This window comes from Gaetbulibacter aquiaggeris (assembly GCF_044003965.1).
GTDB lineage: Bacteria > Bacteroidota > Bacteroidia > Flavobacteriales > Flavobacteriaceae > Yeosuana > Yeosuana aquiaggeris.
This window is the reverse complement of the sequence record NZ_JBAWKC010000002.1, coordinates 83784-106747: the sequence shown is the minus strand read 5'-3', so window position 1 is coordinate 106747 and position 22964 is coordinate 83784. Positions and strand designations below refer to the sequence as shown.

Genomic DNA, 22964 nt, shown 5'->3' with positions numbered 1-22964 from the left:
AATATGACTACAATTCAAAAATTAATTACACTTTTTTTCACCATACTACTTATAAGCTGCGGAGGTAAAAAAGAAAAGGAAAACGAAGGGTTTTCTTATGAGAAAAAAACAACAACAGAGACCAATTCAGCGGTGAAGAACACAAATGTGACGGCCTCTTTAAAAGTTGATTTAACCAATAAAGGTGTAGGCCCAGTTAGCTCCTTAGAACTACCTGCAGAAATCAATGCTGAAATGGCAGCTCATGGTTCAGAAGTTTTCACTAAAATGTGTACGGCATGCCACAGACCTACCAAAAAATTTATAGGCCCAGCGCCCCTAGGAATTTTAGAACGCAGAACCCCAGAATGGATTATGAATATGATTTTAAATCCTGAAAACATGATTCAAAATGATCCATTAGCAAAAGAGCTTTTAACTGAATTTAATAACGCTCCCATGGCGAACCAAAATCTAACTATGGAAGAGGCCAGAGCTGTTTTAGAATACTTCAGAACCTTAAAATAATTACATATGAAAACAACTATTAGTATTTTTTTGAGCCTATTCATTTTTACATGCTTGTTTAACTGTAAAAATGAAAAAAACACTCAAACTGACGAATCTGTAGTAGCCAGCCAGCCAACAACAGAAAAACAAGGTCAAGCCTTTATTGATGATTCCGCATCCACGCCCAATGTTTTACAAATTGCAATTGGATCCAAAGACCACACCACCCTAGTTGCAGCAGTTCAAGCCGCTGGGCTAGAAAACGCACTTGTAAATGCAGGCCCACTCATGGTTTTTGCGCCAACAAATGAAGCATTTGCTGCTTTACCTGAAGGCACTGTTGAGAATTTATTAAAACCGGAAAACAAGGATGCCTTAGCTAATATTTTAAAGTACCACGTAACTCCTGGTAACTACTCCAAGGATTTCCTTAAGAAATTTAAAAAATTAGGCCAAGCCAATAACCAAAATGTCAATGTTGAAGTCATTGGAGATGATGTGTATGTTGGTGGAGCCAAAATTATTGCAAGTGTCAATGCTGGTAATGGTATTGTACATGTTGTAGATAAAGTCATTTTACCAGAAAACTAAATAAAATCCATTTAAATAACTCAAACAATGAAAAACATATTTAAAATTACTATTGGATTCATTATCACTGCTCTGGCTTTTACCAGCTGTAATAATGGTGAATCAAAATCAAACAGTGGCTTAAGTTCAAACGTAGCTGAAAAAGTATACGTAGCACCCGGTGAACACGATGAGTTTTATGCCTTTATCTCTGGCGGTTTTAGTGGACAATTATCTGTTTACGGATTACCTTCGGGAAGACTATTTAAAGTGATTCCGGTTTTTTCTCAAGATGCTGAAAAAGCTTGGGGTTATAATGAAGAAACAAAACCTATGTTAAACACCTCTCATGGGTTTATTCCTTGGGACGATTCGCATCACCCAGATATATCTCAAACCGCTGGAAAATTAGATGGCAGATATATATACATCAATGCCAATAACACACCGCGTATTGCTAAAATTGATTTAACAACCTTTGAAACCACAGAGATTATTGAAATTCCTAATAGTGCAGGAAATCACAGTTCTTCTTTTGTGACTGAAAACACGGAATATGTTGTTGCTGGAACTCGTTTTTCTGTGCCAATTCCTCAAAGAGATATGTCCATTAAAGATTACAAAGGCAACTTTAAGGGGGCCTTATCTTTTTTAAAAGTAAATCCGGAAAACGGTGAAATGGCCATTAAATTTCAAATATTAATGCCTGGATTTGATTATGATTTATCTCACCCTGGTAGAGGAAAATCTCATGGCTGGTTCTTTTTTACAACTTATAACACCGAAGAAGCTAACTCACTTTTAGAAGTTAATGCTTCTCAAAATGATAAAGATTTTATTGCCGCCATTAATTGGAAAAAAATTGAAGAATATGTAAATAATGGTGGTGGCACCAAAATGCCAACAAATTATGCTCACAATTTATATAGTGATGAAACTCATACTGCTACATCAACTATGATAAATGAAGTTCTAACTGTGAATCCACTAGATGTTCCTGGTGCTGTATATTTTTTACCTACACCAAAATCGCCTCATGGTTGCGATGTAGATCCAACAGGCGAATACATTGTTGGTAACGGAAAACTTTCGGCCAACCTGACCGTTCACTCTTTTACAAAAATGTTAGATGCTATTGAAAATAAAAAATTTGATGGTGAAGCTTATGGCATCCCCATTTTAAAATTTGAGGATGTTTTAGCAGGATCTGTTGAACAACCAGGATTAGGCCCATTACATACAGAATTTGATGGAAAAGGAAATGCTTACACTACCTTCTTTATATCTTCAGAAGTTGTAAAATGGAAATTAGGTACTTGGGAAGTTTTGGATAGAAAGCCAACTTACTATTCTGTTGGTCACTTAATGATTCCTGGAGGAAATTCCGCCGAGCCATTTGGTAAATATGTAGTAGCAATGAATAAAATTACAAAAGACCGTTATTTACCAACTGGTCCTGAAGTGACCCAATCGGCTCAGTTATATGATATTTCTGGAGATAAAATGGAATTGCTGTTAGATTTCCCAACTATTGGAGAACCTCATTACGCCGCAGGTTGCCCAGCTTCATTAATTGAAGCTAATTCAAAAAAATTATACAAACTTGAAGAAAACAAACATCCTTATGCAGCAAAATCTGATGCAGATACTAAAGTAGTTAGAAAAGGAAATGAAGTTCATGTTCAAATGACCATGATAAGAAGCCATTTTTCACCAGATAATATTGAAGGTATAAAAGTTGGTGATAAAGTGTATTTCCATGTAACTAATTTGGAACAAGATTACGATGTTCCCCACGGAATAGCGATGATAGGAGCAAACACCTCTGAGTTATTAATCATGCCAGGACAGACAGAAACGTTTGTCTGGGAACCAAAACAGGTGGGCGTTTGGCCTTTCTATTGTACTGATTTCTGTTCAGCATTACATCAAGAAATGCAAGGTTATGTAAGAGTATCACCTGCTTCTTCAAACATTGAATTATCTTGGTCTTTAGGAGAAGATTTTTAAAAAATTAAAACTGGAAATTTGATTTTAGTGGTTTATTTCCAATTAAGGCGAGAGTTGATCGCTCTCGCCTTTCTTTTCAAATCACCAATAAAACCCTAAATATAAAATCATGAAAAAGCCAAATATCATTATGCTCATTGCGGCATTATTGCCATTAGGATTGTTTATTTTTCCTTTATGGAATATTACCTTAGAAGCGCCTCAATACCCTATTCCTTTAGGGATGAATATTCATATTAATGATTTTGCAGATGCCCATCCACATGATATTAAAAACATTAATTTAATGAACCATTATGTAGGGATGAAATATATTCCTGATGCCATACCAGAATTTAAAATTTTCCCTATTGGTATCCTTATTTCTACACTAATAGGACTAATTATTGCCTTTAAAGGAAATTACAAATGGTTCTTTGCATGGTTTATTTTAATGGTTGTATTAAGTGCTGCGGGTATTTATGATTTTTATCTCTGGGAACATGATTACGGACATAATTTAGATCCAAAAGCGATTATGAAATTTACAAATCCTGATGGATCGGTAATGGGCTTCCAGCCTCCTCTATTTGGCACAAAACATATTTTAAATTTTACTGCACATTCTTATCCTAGGTTAGGGGCCTATTTATTAGGTGCGGGTATTTTCTCCTCACTAATAGCGTTTTTCTATGGGAAGAAACAAATAAAAAAAGTTTAAAACATTTTATAAATCCACCAACTTATATCAATGAAAACAATAAAAAAAGGTACACTAATCGCTTTGATTTGGCTTTTTTACAGTTGTAATCCTTCTCCAAAAGCCATCAATTATGGTGCAGATGGCTGTCATTATTGTAAAATGACCATTGTAGATAAAATTCATGCTGCAGAAATAGTGACTAAAAAAGGTAAAATTTATACGTTTGATGCTACTGAATGTATGGTCAACTTTAAAAAAGAATTCGATACTTCAGAAATCAAATTATACCTATCAAACAACTATAATGAACCAGAAGCACTTATTGATGCTACTAAAGCAACTTTTTTAATTAGTAAAAATATTCCCAGCCCCATGGGAGCCTATTTGTCCGCTTTTAAAACAAACAATGAGGCATTGATGGTACAATCAGAAAAGGGCGGCACTATTTATTCTTGGCAGGAATTATTAAATCATTTGCAATAATTATTTTCAGATTTTTATAATAATAGGATTATTGTTTTCATATCAATATCTTATTATTTATACTAAGTCATTCAAAAAACTAAAAATTCATTTACATACTTTAGCATAAAAATAAATTATTTCCATATTCTGTGACCCATCAATTTTTTAGATATAGTCTTTTAACAATTCTTTTAGGTTGTGCCCAAACGTTTTTGGCACAGCCAATTATCGTCTGTAAAGACTGTCAAACAAGCACGTTAAAACAAGCTATTGCTTTGGCTAAAGATTATGATACTATTATTGTAAAAAAAGGCACTTATAAAGAATATAATATTAAAATAAATAAGCCCCTCACCATCATAGGGGAAAATTACCCAGTTATTGATGGTGAACTAAAAGGAGAAATCATCACCATTGTTTCAGACCACGTGATTGTAGATGGATTGTTTATTATCAATGTAGGAACCAGTTATACCGAAGACTTTGCTGCCATTAGGGTAAAACGAAGCAAGGATTTTGAAATAAAAAACTTGGTACTTGAAAAACTGTTTTTTGGCATTTATCTTGAAAAAGCCGCCGACGGGAAAGTATATCATAACAAGATAATAGGTGATGCCGTTACAGAACATAATTCTGGTAATGCCATACAACTATGGTATTGCAGGAATATTATTATTGAAAATAATATTGTTCAACATGTTAGAGATGGTATTTATTTGGAGTTTTCAGACAATTGTATCATTAAAAATAATGTAAGCACCAATAATCTTAGATATGGACTGCATTTTATGTTTTCAAATAATGATACTTATGAAAACAATGAATTCTCAAATAATGGCGCTGGTGTCGCTGTTATGTTTTCAAAAAAAATAAAAATGTTGTCAAATACCTTTAAAAATAATTGGGGTACAGCATCCTACGGACTGCTTTTAAAAGAAATAAACGATGCGGAAATCAGGGGCAATATTTTTGAAGAAAACACTATAGGAATTAATATTGAAGGATCCAACAGAATTGATTATGAAAACAACAATTTTATAAATAATGGCTGGGCAATAAAAGTGAGAGGCGCCTGTTACACCAATAAATTTATTGGGAATAATTTTTTATATAATTCATTTGACATTTCATATAACAGTAATATTAATGACAATATGTTTGATAAAAATTACTGGAGTAATTATACTGGTTATGATTTAGACAAAAATGGCATTGGAGATGTGCCGTACAGACCTGTTAAATTATTCTCCTATATTGTAAACAGAACACCCGAAACTATTATTTTATTACGAAGTTTATTTATAGACATTATTGATTTTTCCGAAAAAGTATCACCTGTTTTTACACCAGATAATTTATTAGATAACAATCCTTTAATTAAAAAAATAATATGGTAAGCATTCAAAACTTACACAAGCAATTTGGGAAGAACATTGTATTAAATGGTGTTAATCTTGAAATAAAAGAAGGTGGCATCTTTGCAGTACTTGGACCAAATGGCTCAGGTAAAACCACCATGATAAAATCCATCTTAGGAATGGTAATTCCTAATAAAGGCACTATTTCAGTTCTTGGAAAAAGCATTAAAAAAAGTTGTGCCTACAGAAATAAAATTGATTATCTACCACAGATAGCAAACTTTCCTAGCAATTTAAAGGTCAACGAACTCATTACCATGATTAAAGATTTACGTGGTAAAGCCACTAATGATGAGGCCTTGATTAAAATGTTTAAACTAGAGTCTTTTCTTGATAAAAAACTTGGCAATCTTTCTGGCGGGACAAAACAGAAAGTAAATATTGTTTTGGCATTTATGTTTGATAGTCCGCTTATTATTTTAGATGAACCCACATCAGGATTAGATCCTATTTCATTAATACGATTAAAGGATTTAATTCAAGCGGAAAAAGCCAAGGGTAAAACCATATTAATTACCTCACATATCATGAGTTTTGTAGAAGAAGTCTCTGATGAAATTGTTTTCTTATTAGAAGGGGAAATTTATTTTAAGGGAACCATCAATGAACTCAAAACTAAAACCAATCAACCCGATTTTGAACGTGCTATTGCGTCTATACTAACTGAGAACCATGCTTAAAATTTTAAAATATAGTTTTTTTGATTTAATACGTAGCCGCTGGAGTTACATATATTTTGCCTTTTACTTAGCTTTAGGGGCTGTTTTATTGTTTTTAAACAATGACCTTTCTAAAGCCGTAATTACTTTAATGAATGTGAACATCGTTTTAGTTCCTTTAATTGGAACCATCTTCGGCGTCATGTACTATTACAATTCTAAAGAATTTACAGAACTTTTATTGGCACAACCCTTAAAACGATCCACTATATTTTTGGGTCAGTATTTAGGAGTTGCCATTTCCTTATCAATGAGTTTAGTATTAGGCTTAGGCATCCCTTTTATTCTTTATGGATTATTTAAATCACATGCTATTTGGGATTTTTCATTGCTGCTTATAACTGGTGTTTTTCTCACGTTTATATTTAGTGCATTGGCTTTTAATATCGCGCTTTCAAATGAAAATAAAATTAAGGGTTTTGGGTATTCTATCTTGTTATGGCTTTTTTTAGCCATCATTTATGATGGTATCTTTTTAATGTCATTAATACTTTTTGAAGATTATCCTTTAGACAAATTATCCTTAGTAGGAACCATGCTGAATCCCATTGACCTTTCAAGAACCCTTATTTTATTGAAGTTAGATATTTCCGCTTTACTGGGTTATACAGGAGCGGTATTTAAACAATTTTTTGGCACTCAATTTGGTTTAATTGTATCAATATTAATGTTAAGCATTTGGGTAGTTCTACCAGTATTGAGGATTGTGTACAAATCAGCCAAAAAGGATTTCTAAAATTTCACCCCATACTTTTTGAGGTAATAGCAGAACTGATAATAATCATACTTTAGAATAATGCAATACATTATTTTTGATTAATATAAAAAAGACAAAAATATCTTTTTTATAAAATAGATATACAAAAACATTGCATTATGATTACTATAGACCATAAAACAGTAGCTGAAGTCGTTTCAGAAAATATTAAAACCGCACACGTATTCAAAAAGTATGGCATCGACTTTTGTTGTGGCGGCGGCATAACCATTGACAAAGCTTGCAAAAAAAAGAACCTCGATTATTCTCAACTAAAAGAGGAATTATTAAAAGTTGATGACGCTCCTAAAGCGTATAATTATAATTCATGGAAACTTGATTTTTTAATTGACCATATTTTAAATATTCATCACACGTATGTTCTAGAATCCATTCCATTAATTTTACAATATTCTAATAGAGTAGCAGAAGTACATGGCCACCATTATAAAGAGGTATTAAAAATTAACACACTTTTTAATGAAGCAGCCAATGAATTAGCTTCACATATGCAAAAAGAAGAGACCATTCTATTTCCTTACATAAAATCTCTCTTACAACTTGACCCAAACAGTAAACGTTTAAATGCTCCTTCATTTGGAACTATCAATAATCCCATTACTATGATGGAAATGGAACATGAGGCCGTAGGCGATATTTTTAAAGAAATTGCAAGGTTATCCAATAACTATACTCCTCCTGAAGACGCGTGCAATACTTTTAGAGCGCTTTACGCCAAATTGGATGAATTTGAACAGGATTTACATCAGCATATTCATTTGGAAAATAATATTTTACACCCAAAGGCAAAACTCCTGGAACATACTTTAATGAATAATTGAGATTTAATATTAATAGCAAATTTAAAAGAGGCTTTTAAAATTTCTTTTAAAAGCCTCTTTTTTTAATAATTATTTCTGTACCACACTTTTTGCCATTCTCTTTTTAAAATCAAAAAAGAAACCTGTTCTGAAAGTAATAATGTGTCTTCACCATCCAAACTCTTTATTTGCTTTTCAGGAACATCAATGATATATAATAAGTTTAAATAATCATTAAACTTGTTTTGTATAAGGTCAAAAATTGTTTCGTGAAGTATTAACTTTAAGCTGGTTGGTAATATATCTTCATGAAAATCTACATTAATATTTGCTAATAAAAAATCCTTATTCAGTTGCTCAATAAGCTTTTTATATAACTTAAGCTGATTAGCTTCAGTAATTAAAGCCTCAAACGTCGCTGGAAATTGCATTATATATTTCTATTCATTAATTGTTCTCCAAACTGTTTCAAAAGCAACTTTTTATCTTCCGAAATATTTAATGATTCTAAAACACCAAAAGCCTTTTGAGTATAGGTGTGAATGGCCTCTTTAGTGGCTTTTGTAGCCCCGCTATCAATAAAGATTTGCTTTGCTATTTCAATTTTTTCATCAGGATTAGTAGGGCTAATACTAAATAAATCCTGTAATTGAATACGCTCTTCATAAATGGAAAGATTCAAAGCATTGATATATAAAAAGGTTTTTTTATTTTCAATAATATCACCTCCTACCTGTTTCCCAAATGTTTTTGGATCTCCAAAAGCATCTAAATAATCATCTTGTAACTGAAAGGCTATTCCCAAATTTTTTCCAAATTCATAAATATTTTCCTGATCTTTTTCAGAGGCTTCTGCAACAATAGCCCCCATTTTCATGGCTGCTCCTACTAAAACAGCTGTTTTATATTCAATCATTTTTAAATACTCAGAAATAGTGACATCATTTCTGGTTTCAAAATCAACATCATATTGCTGGCCTTCACAAACTTCTAAAGCTGTTTTACTAAACAATTGCGCTAAAGCTCTAAAAGTATTGTTATCATAGGCTTCAAATAATTGATAAGCCATAATAAGCATGGCATCTCCTGAAAGAATGCCGGTATTGATATCCCATTTTTCATGCACTGTTTCTTTGCCTCTGCGCAAAGGGGCATCATCCATAATATCATCATGGACTAGAGAAAAATTATGAAACACCTCAATACTTAAGGCCGCATTTAAACTACTCTTAAAATCTGAATTAAAAATTTCAGAGGTCATTAGGGTTAAAACAGGTCGCATACGCTTTCCCCCTAATTTCAAAATATATTGAATAGGCTCGTAAAGATTTTTAGGTTCTTTAACCACAGAATAATCTTCAAGATATTCAACAAATTTCTGTTGGTATGTTTCTATTGATAGCATACAGCAAAAATAAAGCAATTCGTCATATTAAAAAGTCTGTATTAAAATTATATGTTAAAAAATAATTAAAACTTTAGAAACTTTTATTGTTTTTAAAGTTTCCAATTGTACATTTGCACCCATTATGAGAGAAAAAATATTAATACATGCCACCGATTTATTTTTAAACTACGGGTTTAAAAGTATTACTATGGATGATATCTCTAATCATATAGGGATTTCTAAAAAAACCATATATCAACATTTTGAAAATAAAACAACACTAGTTGAGGCTGTAAGCATGCATGTTTTTAACACTATTTCTTGCGGCATTAATGATATTTGTTCTTCTAAAAAAGATCCCATTGAAGAAATATTTAACATTAAACACTTTGTGATGGAGCACTTGAAAGATGAAAAGTCTTCACCTCAATACCAGTTACAGAAATACTATCCAAAAATTTTTAATACTCTTAAAAAGAAACAGTTTGACATTATGCAAGAGTGTGTAAAAGACAACTTATTAAGAGGGGTTGAAATTGGGTTATACAGATCCAGTATTAACATAGAATTTATATCAAGAATCTATTTTAATTCAATGGTGGCCATAAAGGACAAGGAATTGTTTCCTCTTCAACATTTTTCAGTAAATACATTGATGATCTATTTTTTAGAATATCATTTAAGAGGTATTTGTACTGAAAAGGGAATATTAACATTAAATAAGTTTATCAAAAATCAATCATAAAACATGATACATAAATCATTATTACTTTTAATTTATCTGTTTTCTACATTCGCGTTTTCACAGGACAATCCAGCTAGTTTTAGTTTACAACAAGCCATTGACTTTGCTCTTGAAAATAATCGAACTTCTAAGAATGCTTCAAGGGATATTGAAGCGGCTAAAAAACAAAAGTGGGAAACTATTGCTTCAGGATTCCCACAACTTAACGCAAAAGCAGATTATCAAGATTTTTTAAAACAACGCGTTCAAGTTATCCCGTCTGAATTTTTTGGTGGCGATTCTGGAGAATTTCTTCCTGTTGCTTTTGGAACAAAACAAAGCTTTGATGGTTCCGCAACAATTAGTCAGTTATTATTTGATGGTTCTTACTTGGTTGGATTACAATCGGCCAAAGTATTTTTAGAAATCTCTAAAAATGCAAAAATTAAAACAGATTTAGAAATTAGAAAACAGGTAATTAATGCCTACGGAAATGTTTTGCTCGCTGAAGAAAGTGTAAAAATTCTTCAAAAAAACATAGTAAACGTTGAAAAAAATCTGGAAGAAATTTCAAGGATTTATGATAACGGATTAGAAGAAGAAGAAAGTGTGGAACAGCTTAAAATAACGCTTTCCGGAATAAAAAGCACCTTCAATAATGTATCACGTTTTAAAAAGCTTAACTATCAAATGCTAAATTTGACCTTAGGTATTCATATAGATAGCCCAATTGTATTAACTGATAATTTAGAAACACTGAACATGCAAAATATTGATTTAGAATTATCTGATAGTTATTTTTCAGTGGAAAATAACATTGATTATTTAATTGCCCAAAATGATAAGACTTCAAAAGAGTTGTTAGTAAAACTTGAAAAAAGCAAAGCATTACCATCTTTGTCTACCTTTTTAAGTGGAGGATATGTTTCATTCAGTAACGATTTCTCATTTACAAGTAATGATCAAAAATATTATGGCTATGGATTATTTGGACTTAACCTTAATATTCCACTTTTCAGTTCAGGTGCAAGAGGCGCATCTACTCAACGAGCCAAAATCAATTTAGAAAAAGCTAAAGATAATTTAACTGAAACTGAACAACGGCTAAAACTTCAAATAGCAACGGCTAAAAGTGATTATCAATTTGCTATTGAAGATTATGATAACAAAAAAGAAAACTTAAAGCTAGCAGAGCGTATTGAACATAAAAATCAAGTGAAGTTTTATGAGGGTATTAGTTCTAGTTTTGATTTAAGACAGGCTCAGATTCAACTATATACTGCGCAACAAGAGTTTTTGCAAGCTATGTATGATGTAATTAACAAAAAAGCAGAACTAGAAACTCTATTATATACCATTAACAATTAAAAACCTTATAACCAATGAAATATATTTATCCCTTACTAGCCGTAACCATGTTACTTTTATCCTGTGGTGAAGGCAAAAAGAATTCCTTAGAAAACATCTTAGCTTCAGACAATCTTTTACAGTTAAGAGAAAAAAGAGGGGAAGTTGATGCCAAAAAACTAGAGCTAGAAGCACAATTAAAACTAATTGACGATAGAATCTTAGAATTAGATACCATTAAAAGATTGCCGCTGGTTACTACCGTAAAAATTGAAGCTCAAAACTTTGTTCATTATTTAGAACTACAGGGTAATGTTCAAACCAAACAAAACTTAGTTATATATCCAGAAATGGGAGGTATTCTTGAGCATGTTTATGTAAAGGAAGGGCAAAGAGTAACCAAAGGACAATTATTGGCCAAATTGGATGATGGCGGATTAAGTCAGCAATTAGCTCAGTTGCAAATTCAAACAGATTTAGCGAAAACAACTTTTGACCGTCAAGAAAGATTATGGAATCAAAAAATAGGAAGTGAAATTCAATATTTGCAGGCAAAATCAAGTTTTGAAGCACAACAAAAATTGGTGAATCAGGTAAAAAGTCAGCTATCAAAAACGAATGTTACAGCACCATTTACGGGTATTGTAGATGATGTCATCACTAACCAAGGAAGTGTGGTTGCTCCTGGGCAAACCCCAATAATACGTATTATTAATCTTGATAATATGTATATAGAAACCGAAGTCCCTGAATCCTATATTTCGAATGTATCGGTTAATAAAGCGGTTATTGTAGAAATTCCAATTCTTGGAAAAACCATAGAAGGCATCATTAGACAAGCGAGTAATTTTATAAATCCTGATAACAGAACATTTAAAATAGAAATTGCGGTCCCCAATAAAGACGGTGCTATAAAGCCAAATTTAACAGCTAGACTAAAAATTAATGATTACACCAACCCCAACGCCATGTTAATTCCGCAAAGTGTTATATCAGAAAATGCTGAAGGCGATCAATACATTTATTTGGTTAATAATAAAAATACCGAAGATGAAGCCACAGCTCAACGTACTATAATTAGCACTGGCAAAACACAGGGTGATGTTATAGAAGTATTAACTGGATTATCTGATAATGCTGAAATCATTAATGAAGGAGCCCGAAGCGTCCAAGACGGCCAACTTGTAAAAATTTTAAGATAATATAGCATACGAATGACTAAACAACATCAACAAATAGATAAAGAATTCAAGTTATCCTCCTGGGCTATTGCAAATAAGACCACCATCTTTATGATGATATCCCTTATTCTTTTCTTAGGTATATCGGCCTACTACAGTATGCCGCGCGAAAGTTTCCCTGAAATTAGAGAAACCAAAATTTACGTAAGTTCAATTTACCCTGGAAATACCGCGGAAGACGTTGAAAAACTAATTACGGACCCCTTAGAGGACAAACTTAAAACGGTGAGTAACGTCACAAAAATAACCTCCACTTCTCAAGAAGATTATTCTATGGTTGTGGTTGAATTTGATGAAAATATAAGTGTTGAACTCGCCAAACAAAAAGTAAAAGATCAAATAGACACTGAAACTTCAGGTGAAGATTGGCCAACTTTTAACGGTGCTAAAATAGAACCCAATGTTTTTGAGTTGAGCATGTCTGAAGAAATGCCGATTCTTAATATTAATATCTCAGGTGACTATCCGGTTCAAAAACTAAAGGAGTATGGAGAATATCTGCAAGATGAAATTGAAGGATTAAGCCAAATTAAAAAAGTTGATATTAGAGGAGCTCAAGAAAAAGAAGTTGAAGTTGCCGTAGATATTTATAAAATGATGGCTTCAAAAGTTAGTTTTGATGATGTTATAAATGCCATCAACAGAGGAAACATGACCATGTCTGCCGGTAATTTTATTTCGAGTGGTCAGCGACGTACCATTAGAATTTTAGGAGAAATTAATAGTCCAGATGAATTGGAAAACTTTGTTGTTAAATCTGAAAGAGATAATCCTATTTATTTAAAAGATATTGCAACGGTATCTTTTCAAGAAAAAGAAAAAACCACCTATGCCAGAGAGTTTGGTGAACCTGTAGTCATGCTTGATGTAAAAAAGCGGACAGGTAAAAATATGGTGGAAGCAGCAGAACAAATCAGTCAAATAGTAACCGACGCGAAAGAAAACGTATTCCCTTCTAACCTTCGCGTAACCATCACAAATGACCAATCCTCAAAAACCATTGGACAAGTGGATGATTTAGTCAATAATATCATTTTTGGTATCATACTGGTTGTAACTGTTTTGATGTTCTTTTTAGGATTTAAAAATGCTCTTTTTGTAGGGTTTGCCATCCCAATGTCCATGTTTATGTCCTTAATGATTTTAAACATGTTAGGCTACACCATGAACACTATGATTTTATTCGGACTTATTATGGGTCTTGGTATGCTAGTAGATAATGGTATTGTAGTAGTCGAAAATGTGTATCGACTCATGGAAGACGAAGGTTTAAACAGAATTGATGCAGCTAAAAAAGGCATTGGTGAAATTGCTTTTCCAATTATAATATCAACGGCTACAACCGTAGCAGCATTTATTCCATTGGGCCTTTGGCCTGGATTGATGGGACAATTTATGATTTATTTTCCCATTACATTATCAGTGGTTTTAGGATCTTCATTATTTGTTGCCATTTTCTTTAATTCGGTGTTAGTGTCCCAGTTTATGACCACTGAAGATAAAAACATGCCTTTAAAAAGAATTATTTATTTAACGGTTGTTATTGTAAGTATCGGATTAATCATATTCTTAATTGGTGGTCCGTACAGAGGACTTGGTACCCTCATGATATTTTCAGCCCTGTTAATTTGGGTCTACAGATTATTCTTGAGAAAAATGGCTAATAATTTCCAGGCTAACACTCTAGTAAAACTTGAAAATTTATACGAGCGCTTACTATCTGGTGTTTTAAAAGGTAAGCGCCCTTATTTTGTAGCCGCTGGAACCGTACTTTTGTTAATGCTATCCTTTATTTCTTTTGGCATTTCATTAGGAACTCAAAGAACTAAAGTTGAGTTTTTTCCGGATAATAAGCCTAATCAGATTATAGTCTATATTGAATATCCACAAGGAACAGATATTGATAAAACAAATATAATTACCAAAGAAATTGAAGCAAAAGTTTATGAAACGTTGAATGATAAGCGATATAAGGATGGAGATTATAACTTTATGGTTGAGAGTGCTGTTTCGCAAGTTGGTGAAGGTGCAGGAAATCCACAAACCGACAGTGGTTCTTCTGCTGAAATGCCACATCGCGGAAAAATTACAGCATCCATGCGTGAATATAAATACAGAAATGGAGAAGACAGTGAACTATTAAGGCAAAAAGTTCAAAGAGCCTTAGTTGGGATTTATCCTGGAGTTTTAATTTCAGTAGAAAAAGATGCCAATGGACCACCAGCAGGTGCTCCAATAAATATAGAACTTGAAGGAGATGATTACACAGAATTAATTAATACCGCTGAACGCATGCGTGATTATATCAATTCTAGAAGCATTCCAGGTATTGATGAATTAAAAATTGATGTAAACAAAGACAAACCATCAATGAAAGTAATCGTTGACCGAGAAAAAGCCGGAGAATTGGGCGTAAGCGCCTCTCAAGTAGGATTGCAATTAAGAAATTCAATTTTTGGCTCAAAAGCAGGCGTTTACAAAGAGAAAGGCGAGGATTATGACATTTATGTGCGTTTCAATAAGGAAAACAGATATAACAAAAGTGCTATTTTTAATCAAAAAATAACGTTTCGGGATATGGCCTCTGGTCAAATTAAAGAAATTCCTGTCTCTGCTGTTTCAAAACAATCTAACAGTTCTGGCTTTAGTGCCATTAAGCATCGCGATGTCAACAGAGTGGTAACAGTCTATTCAGCGTTATCACCAGGATTTACTGATGCAGGTGCTGTGGTAAGTCAAGTTAGAAATGCCATGGTTGAATTTAAAGACCTTCCAAAAAATATTAAAATTGATTATACGGGTCAAATTGAAGAACAAAACAAGCAACAAGCCTTTTTAATGAGTGCCTTTTTTGCTGGTTTAGGTTTAATATTCTTAATACTCATTTTTCAGTTTAACTCCATTTCAAAGCCTGCTATCATTATGAGTGCTGTATTTTTAAGTCTCATAGGCGTATTTGGAGGTATGGTTATCACAGCTGCCCCTTTTGTTATTATGATGACTATGATGGGGATCATATCTTTAGCAGGAATTGTTGTGAACAACGGCGTGGTACTCCTTGATTATGCCCAGTTATTGATTGACAGGAAAAAATATGAAAGAGGACTTGATGAAGACGACTATTTATCTAAAGAAGATCTTTTTAATAGCATTGTTCTAGCGGGAAAAGCGCGTTTAAGACCTGTTTTACTGACAGCTATAACAACTATTCTAGGCTTAATTCCTCTAGCAATTGGGCTTAATATTAATTTCTTCACCTTGTTTAGTGAATTTAATCCCCATATCTATTTGGGTGGAGATAATGTTATTTTCTGGGGGCCTTTAGCATGGACCGTAATTTACGGCTTATTTATAGCTACTTTCTTGACCCTTATTGTAGTCCCAATCCTTTTCTTTTTAGCAACCCTTTTAAAAATGTGGCTAAGACGTAAAATGACATCTGATTTAGGTTTAATAGAAGAAGCCAATTAATTTTAAACGCTATCTTTTAAAAATAAAAAGCCTCAACAATTGTTGAGGCTTTTTATTAAATATAAAATTGAATTTAATTAAGCATAAATGTTAATCTAGCAAAAAGGAAGCGTCCTCCAATACCAAATTGTTGTGCTCTTCTTGACCAGTCAAAACGACCATCGCTACGATTTGTTCCTGACTGAGGATCGCCATTTGCATCTATATAATTAATAACCTGTTTCGCTCTATCCGGATAAATATCAAACAGGTTATTTGCCCCTACAGTAATGGTGGTACTTTCGGCTACCTTATAACCAACAGATAAATCGGTCACTAATTTAGATCCGAACACTTGCTGTAAACCCGGATTAGTCGTTGCTTCAGTGACTTCACCAAACCATACGTTTCTTAAAAACACATTCAGTTTGCCCGCAGTTAAACTGTTTGATAAATTAATTTTAGAACGCGGTACCGCTTCTTCTAAATACACCCGACTGTCTTCTGGGAAATAAGTACCTACTTGACCAGCATCTATTAATACCTTTGAAGCTTTTATGCCTCCAACTTGTTTAGTTTTAGAAAATGTCCCGGATAAGTCATTTTTTAATTTTGCCTTCGTGCCAATTCTGGCATCATAAGTAATTACCACATCCAGTCCTCTTGATTCAGTGTCAATGGCGTTTGCAAAAAATGAGGCTGCCGTAGCATTTGCCTGAGATAACAATTTAGCCAATTGAGCGTTCGCTGCATCAATTGGAACACCACTTGAATCGCGTTTTGGAGAAAATTGACCTGTATACACCACTCTGTCATTAATACCAACCCAATATCCATCAACCGTGATTGTTAAATGAGCATCAGGAAATTTTGTAGTAAACCCAACACTAACACTTGAAGAGGTTTCTTGTTTTAATTGAGGAATTCCTAATAAATTTGCCGCTTTACTGTCATTTGAAAACGTTCCTACTTCCTGAGGCTTTCCTTGTTGATCAAATATGGTTGATGTAGAATTGAAATTTAACTGGTGTAAAGACGGTGCTCTAAAACCAGTATTAAACGCAGCTCTTAAATTCGTGTTTTCACCCGCTTTTACTCTGGTGGCAATTTTACCGTTCAGCGTAGACCCAAAATCTGAATAATCTTCATATCTTAAAGCACCACTTAACAAGAAACCTTCTGTAATATCAGCCTCGATGTCAAAATAACCGGCAACACTGCTGCGCCCTCTTAACAATTCATTAGCAGGAGCAAACCCCGGAAAGACCTGAGATCCACCTGGTCTTGATCTACCAAAGAAATCTACTGAAGAATCTTGACCAGCATCAATAACTTGACCATCTGGAGTATATTGAGCGTATGAAGGTTCTTCACCTGCGACAATCTCATAATTTTCTACACGGTATTCTGCTCCAAATGCCACGTTTAAACCCGACATCACATCATCGTAAAATTTACTGATATCTAGATTGGTCGTGTTTTGGGCGAATGAAAATCCACCAGCATCAAAAAATGTGGGCGATGCTTTTTGCATAGAGGCGTTATAGGTGTTTCCAATGGTATATATAAAAGCGTTTTTACCGTAGGTATTACTAAAATCAACATCCCAATCTTCTATTTTACCTTTTATTCCAACCGCAAATGATTTATCAGTAATGGTAGAATTTATTTCTGGTAAAAATCCATTGATGTAGGCAGGCGTATAAGTTCTCTCTTGATTAGGTAACCTATAAAATCCGGCTGAATTCCCAGTTCTTGAGCTTATCCCAGCAAATGAATATAATTCTGTGCCTTGATCATCTAATGGAAGAGACATATTTGCAAAGAAACGGCCTCCACGTAAAGCTGATTGTCCAACACGCATATTAAAGTCACTTCTTCCTAAACCTCTGGCTCCCAATTCAGCAGTCGTATTGTCGGTTCTTAAAATCCCCTGAAGTTCAGCTTTTGTAGCCGTAGGACTTAATCCGAATCCTGCGTCATTACCATATCGTATCACATCAGCTACATCATCATCTAATAACAATGACAAATCATAGCCGTCATCATTGGCATAACGTTCTATTGTATTGTATTGATTAAAAATAGTGCCTTCCCATTCTTTCATTCTGCTATAATCTTCTCTAACATCAAAATCACCAGTAAAATTGATAAAGCCACCCTTGTCTCCAAGGTTTAAACCATAGTTAGCACTCACATTGGTGGTTTCTCCGTCAACACCGCCTGTCTGGTCATTCGCGTTTTTTGTAAAATTGGCCCCAGTAGTAACGTTTAAAATTAATTCATTGGTACTTTTCTTAAGCACAATATTGATAACACCAGCAATGGCATCAGAACCATATTGAGCCGCTGCACCATCACGTAAAACTTCAATACGCGCAATAGAAGCCGCTGGAATAGCATTTAGATCTGTTCCAACACTACCACGCCCAAAAGTACCATTCACATTTACTAAGGAAGAATTATGTCTTCTTTTTCCGTTAATTAAAACCAATACCTGATCTGGACCTAAGCCTCTTAAAGAAGCCGGGTCAATATGGTCAGTACCATCAGAAATGGTTTGTGTATTGGATGTAAACGAAGGTGCCACATAATTTAAAATCTGATTTAAATTAACCTGTGGTCCTGCAGTCACCAACTCGGTGACATCAATGACATCAACTGGCACTGCGGTATCAATTGAAGACCGGTTAGGGTTACGTGTTCCAATAAGCATCACCTCTTCTAAGGCAACTCCTTCTGTAAGTGAAACTGAAATTTTTTGTTCAGAAGTTACTATAACTTCCTGAGTATCGTATCCTAGTGAACTCACTACAATAGTTACAGGAAAACTTGAAACGTTCAAACTAAAATTACCATCAAAATCGGTAATGGTCCCAGTTGAGGTCCCTTTCACAATAACGTTTGCTCCAGGAATTGGGCTTTTAGAACTAGTTTCTGTTACTGATCCTGATACTGTTGCCTGAGCAAAAATACCCGCCGGAAACAATAACAGTAAAAATAAAAAAATATTCAATTGTAAAATTTTTTTCATAATAAAATGGATTAGTTAATAAATAGAAAGAATAAATTATGCAATCAAAATACGATTTTTTTATTATTACAGCAATTTTTTTGTTAAATGTTTAAAATAATTTTAAGATTAATCTTTAACTTACTCATTTTATATAAATAATTATTTTAATTAATTTATAAGATAAATGATACTATTGTAAGTAGTTATCTTCCTAAATTTGCACCTGATTTAACATCTATTATTATTTTAAGATTAGATAAAAGATTTTTAATTATTTTATTATGTACAGAAGTCATAATTGTGGTGAACTAAACACCTCTCATATAAATAAAGAAGTCATACTTGCTGGTTGGGTGCAGAAAACACGTGACAAAGGTTTTATGATCTGGGTAGATCTTCGAGACCGATACGGCATTACGCAGCTTATTTTTGATGAAGAACGTACTTCGCAAAAAATGATACAAGAAGCAAAAACTCTAGGAAGGGAATTTGTAATTCAGGTGAAAGGAACCGTTATTGAGCGTAGCTCAAAAAACCCAAATCTTCCAACTGGAGCTATTGAAATATTAGTTTCAGAATTAACCGTTCTTAACAAAGCCTTATTACCTCCTTTTACGATTGAAGATGAGACCGATGGTGGTGAAGAATTACGTATGAAATATCGCTATTTAGATATTCGTCGTAACCCAGTGAAAAACAGTTTGATTTTTAGACATAAAGTAGCGCAAGCCGTTAGAAACTATTTGTCAAAAGAAGGTTTTATTGAAGTAGAAACGCCTTACTTAATCAAATCAACGCCTGAGGGGGCAAGAGATTTTGTGGTTCCAAGCAGAATGAATGCAGGGCAATTTTATGCACTTCCTCAATCACCACAAACTTTTAAGCAATTGCTAATGGTTGGTGGTATGGATAAATATTTCCAAATTGTCAAGTGCTTTAGAGATGAAGATTTGCGTGCTGACAGACAACCCGAATTCACTCAAATAGATTGCGAAATGGCCTTTGTGGAACAGGAAGATATTTTAAATGCTTTTGAAGGACTTACGCGTCATTTACTAAAAGAGATTAATGGGGTTGAAATAGAAAAATTCCCTAGAATGCTTTATGATGATGCCATGCGCTTATACGGAAATGACAAACCAGACATTCGTTTTGGCATGCAGTTTGGCGAACTAAATAAGGTGACACAACACAAAGATTTTGGTGTTTTTAATAGTGCTGAATTGGTTGTTGGTATTGCAGTTCCTGGCGGGAACAATTTTACAAGAAAAGAAATTGACCAATTAATAGATTGGTTAAAACGTCCGCAAATTGGGGCGTTAGGAATGGTTTACTGTAGATACAACGAGGATGGCACTTTTAAATCATCAGTAGATAAATTTTATGATGAAGCGGATCTGGCAAAATGGGCCGAAATTACCGGTGCAAAACCAGGTGATTTAATCTGTGTGCTTTCTGGAGAAACGGATAAAGTAAGAGGACAATTAAGTGCCTTAAGAATGGAACTGGCTACTAGATTGGGATTAAGAAAACCTCATGAGTTTGCCCCGCTTTGGGTCATTGATTTTCCTCTTTTGGAATGGGATGAAGACACCAAACGTTATCATGCCATGCACCACCCGTTTACTTCACCAAAACCTGGTCAATTAGAATTATTAGCTACCAACCCTGGAGAAGTGAAAGCGAATGCCTATGACCTTGTATTAAACGGAAATGAAATTGGCGGTGGATCTATAAGAATTCATGATAAAAAAACACAATCCTTAATGTTTGACTATTTAGGCTTCTCCCCAGAAGAAGCAAAAGCACAATTTGGTTTTTTAATGGATGCCTTTCAATATGGCGCACCACCACATGGCGGGTTAGCTTTTGGATTGGACAGATTAGTGGCCATTTTAGCAGGACAAGAAATTATTAGAGATTTTATTGCCTTCCCAAAAAACAATTCAGGAAGAGATGTAATGATTGATGCGCCTGCTCCAATAGATGACAAACAACTTGAAGAATTAAGTTTAAAACTTAATATTAAACCATAATACTAAATCCTGCTCAAGCAGGATTTTTTAGTACTTTTATAATTATGCCAAAAGAAACCATTTTAAAACGCATCTTAATTTGGAGAGCAAAATATATTTCGCATAGGCAATTTGTCTATTTGCTAAGTATAATCATTGGTTTTACATCTGGAGTCGGGGCAGTCGTTTTAAAAAACTTAACGCATTTTATCCAACATTTATTAGAAGGTAATGTCATAAAATATTACCATCATGCTTTTTACTTTTTATTCCCTATTCTTGGTCTTAGCCTCGTTTATTTGGCTATTAAATACATCATTAGAAATAAAGTAAGTCATGGCATTCCTTCTACTTTGTTTGCTATTTCAAAACGTAAAGGAATTATAAAACAGTACCAAATGTTTGGTTCTATTTTAACAGCACCACTTACAGTAGGTTTTGGAGGTTCTGTTGGGCTAGAAGGCCCAACAGTTGCAACAGGTGCCGCTATTGGCTCAAACATTTCGAGAATGTTTCATATGAATCAGACGACTCGAAATTTGTTAATTGGCTGTGCTGCGGCCGGTGCCATGTCCTCTATATTTAAAGCGCCCATTGCTGCTATTATTTTTGCCATAGAGGTGTTTAGTTTAGATTTAACCATCGCATCCATGCTACCCTTATTGTTGGCATCGTTATCAGCTATTTTAACCTCTTACTTTTTTTTTGGGGATGATATTTTATTACCCTTTAGAATAGAAGATAAATTCATAATTTCAGATGCGCCATTTTACATTATTCTTGGAGTGTTTGCAGCGATAACCTCTATATACTTTACTCAAGTATATGATAGAGTTAATAAATTATTTGATAAGATAAATTCCCCCATCAAGCGATTATTGATAGGCGGATTAGGCCTGGGGGTTTTAGTTTATTTTATTCCACCACTTTACGGTGAGGGATTTGACGTTATTAATAACCTTATTGCAGGTAACCCTGAAAAAGCATTAGAAAACAATATTTTTCAAATGGATTTATCAAATACCTGGACCATTATTTTGCTACTTGCAGGCCTGGTATTTTTTAAAATCATTGCGAGTTCTCTGACTTTTGGAGCTGGAGGTGTTGGTGGTATTTTTGCACCTACCCTTTTTATGGGAAGCATTATGGGAAATTGCATCGCCTTAATAATTAATAATTGTGGTTTATTTAATAACCCCGTATCCGTTAGTAATTTTACACTTGTTGGAATGGCAGGTTTGTTAGCTGGTGTTTTACACGCCCCTTTAACTGCTATTTTCTTAATTGCTGAACTCACCAGCGGTTATGAACTGTTTATTCCTTTAATGCTAACGGCCACAATTTCATTTAGTCTTACTAAATATTTTAGTCCGCATTCAGTCTATAACATGGAACTTGGCAGAAAAGGAGAACTTATTACGCATGATAAAGATCATGCCGTTCTTACCTTAATGGATATAGATAAAGTTATTGAAACTAATTTTGTTAAAATAACTTCTAACATGAACTTAGGCGAAATAGTAAATACGGCTGTTATTCAATCTAACAGAAATATTTTTCCCGTCATTGATGCTAAATCCAAAGAATTGGTTGGTGTTATTTTATTAGATGATCTAAGGCCAATTATGTTTGATCAAGATTTATACGGAGAAGTCATAGCCCACGACATCATGCAACCACCCCCCGAGGTTATTGATGTTGAAAAAGATAAAATGACTGATATTATGAAAAAATTTCAGGACAGTAGCGCCTGGAATCTACCCGTTGTAAAAAATGATGTTTATATTGGTTTTATTTCAAAATCCAAACTATTAACAGCATACAGAAGACAGTTAATTAATTTTACAAAGTAA

At 33.7% G+C, this 22964-nt stretch carries 18 protein-coding genes; 15 read left to right on the top strand and 3 right to left on the bottom strand.

Translation table 11 applies throughout. The features are described from left to right. Positions 1–3: 3 nt before the first annotated feature. The 9 genes from V8G56_RS06850 to ric all read left to right on the top strand — a co-directional run bounded on the left by V8G56_RS06850 (position 4) and on the right by ric (position 7952). The gene (locus V8G56_RS06850; protein ID WP_395437700.1) at positions 4–507 is read left to right on the top strand and encodes a c-type cytochrome; all 504 of its coding nucleotides are present in this window, start codon (positions 4–6) and stop codon (positions 505–507) included. 6 nt (positions 508–513) lie between these two features. Further along, positions 514–1080 (top strand): fasciclin domain-containing protein, encoded by a 567-nt coding sequence (locus V8G56_RS06845; protein ID WP_395437699.1) that lies wholly within the window; start codon positions 514–516, stop codon positions 1078–1080. Between the two features lie 27 nt (positions 1081–1107). Continuing rightward, the gene (gene nosZ, locus V8G56_RS06840) at positions 1108–3069 is read left to right on the top strand and encodes a Sec-dependent nitrous-oxide reductase (RefSeq protein ID WP_395437698.1); all 1962 of its coding nucleotides are present in this window, start codon (positions 1108–1110) and stop codon (positions 3067–3069) included. Positions 3070–3178: 109 nt separating this feature from the next. Then, a complete protein-coding gene (locus V8G56_RS06835) occupies positions 3179–3769 on the top strand; it encodes a hypothetical protein (RefSeq protein WP_395437697.1) in 591 nt (196 codons plus the stop codon). 30 nt (positions 3770–3799) lie between these two features. Further along, the gene (locus V8G56_RS06830) at positions 3800–4234 is read left to right on the top strand and encodes a nitrous oxide reductase accessory protein NosL (protein ID WP_395437696.1); all 435 of its coding nucleotides are present in this window, start codon (positions 3800–3802) and stop codon (positions 4232–4234) included. Positions 4235–4428: 194 nt separating this feature from the next. Next, positions 4429–5613 carry a nitrous oxide reductase family maturation protein NosD gene (locus V8G56_RS06825; protein WP_395438157.1) on the top strand — a complete coding sequence of 395 codons (1185 nt, stop codon included), beginning with the start codon at positions 4429–4431 and terminating at the stop codon, positions 5611–5613. Further along, positions 5607–6314: an ABC transporter ATP-binding protein gene (locus V8G56_RS06820; protein WP_395437695.1), complete on the top strand. Its 708-nt coding sequence runs from the start codon at positions 5607–5609 to the stop codon at positions 6312–6314. Before V8G56_RS06825 ends, V8G56_RS06820 begins: the two co-directional genes overlap by 7 nt. Further along, a complete protein-coding gene (locus V8G56_RS06815) occupies positions 6307–7089 on the top strand; it encodes an ABC transporter permease (RefSeq protein ID WP_395437694.1) in 783 nt (260 codons plus the stop codon). The genes V8G56_RS06820 and V8G56_RS06815 overlap by 8 nt, the downstream gene beginning before the upstream one ends. 140 nt (positions 7090–7229) lie before the next feature. Then, positions 7230–7952: an iron-sulfur cluster repair di-iron protein gene (gene ric, locus V8G56_RS06810; RefSeq protein WP_395437692.1), complete on the top strand. Its 723-nt coding sequence runs from the start codon at positions 7230–7232 to the stop codon at positions 7950–7952. Between the two features lie 62 nt (positions 7953–8014). Here ric and V8G56_RS06805 read toward each other — a convergent pair whose 3' ends face one another. Beyond that, positions 8015–8362 (bottom strand): hypothetical protein, encoded by a 348-nt coding sequence (locus tag V8G56_RS06805; RefSeq protein WP_395437690.1) that lies wholly within the window; start codon positions 8360–8362, stop codon positions 8015–8017. Next, positions 8362–9336, bottom strand: coding sequence for a polyprenyl synthetase family protein (locus tag V8G56_RS06800; protein ID WP_395437689.1), 975 nt, complete (start codon positions 9334–9336; stop codon positions 8362–8364). Before V8G56_RS06800 ends, V8G56_RS06805 begins: the two co-directional genes overlap by 1 nt. Positions 9337–9460: 124 nt before the next feature. Here V8G56_RS06800 and V8G56_RS06795 point away from each other — a divergent pair, with 124 nt between their 5' ends. From V8G56_RS06795 to V8G56_RS06780, 4 genes are read left to right on the top strand one after another with little or no spacing between them, the layout of a single operon-like run. Next, positions 9461–10063, top strand: coding sequence for a TetR/AcrR family transcriptional regulator (locus tag V8G56_RS06795; protein ID WP_395437687.1), 603 nt, complete (start codon positions 9461–9463; stop codon positions 10061–10063). A 3-nt stretch (positions 10064–10066) separates the two neighbouring features. Then, positions 10067–11410 (top strand): TolC family protein, encoded by a 1344-nt coding sequence (locus tag V8G56_RS06790; protein WP_395437685.1) that lies wholly within the window; start codon positions 10067–10069, stop codon positions 11408–11410. Positions 11411–11424: 14 nt separating this feature from the next. Then, on the top strand, positions 11425–12591 hold the full coding sequence (locus V8G56_RS06785; RefSeq protein WP_395437684.1) for an efflux RND transporter periplasmic adaptor subunit: 1167 nt from the start codon (positions 11425–11427) through the stop codon (positions 12589–12591). Between the two features lie 12 nt (positions 12592–12603). Continuing rightward, positions 12604–16101, top strand: coding sequence for an efflux RND transporter permease subunit (locus V8G56_RS06780; RefSeq protein WP_395437683.1), 3498 nt, complete (start codon positions 12604–12606; stop codon positions 16099–16101). A gap of 73 nt (positions 16102–16174) precedes the next feature. On the opposite strand, the gene V8G56_RS06775 is transcribed toward V8G56_RS06780, so the two are convergent. Further along, positions 16175–19114 carry a TonB-dependent receptor gene (locus V8G56_RS06775; RefSeq protein ID WP_395437682.1) on the bottom strand — a complete coding sequence of 980 codons (2940 nt, stop codon included), beginning with the start codon at positions 19112–19114 and terminating at the stop codon, positions 16175–16177. Between the two features lie 263 nt (positions 19115–19377). Here V8G56_RS06775 and aspS point away from each other — a divergent pair, with 263 nt between their 5' ends. Continuing rightward, a complete protein-coding gene (aspS, locus tag V8G56_RS06770; RefSeq protein ID WP_395437681.1) occupies positions 19378–21132 on the top strand; it encodes an aspartate--tRNA ligase in 1755 nt (584 codons plus the stop codon). A gap of 44 nt (positions 21133–21176) precedes the next feature. Further along, positions 21177–22964: a chloride channel protein gene (locus V8G56_RS06765; protein ID WP_395437680.1), complete on the top strand. Its 1788-nt coding sequence runs from the start codon at positions 21177–21179 to the stop codon at positions 22962–22964.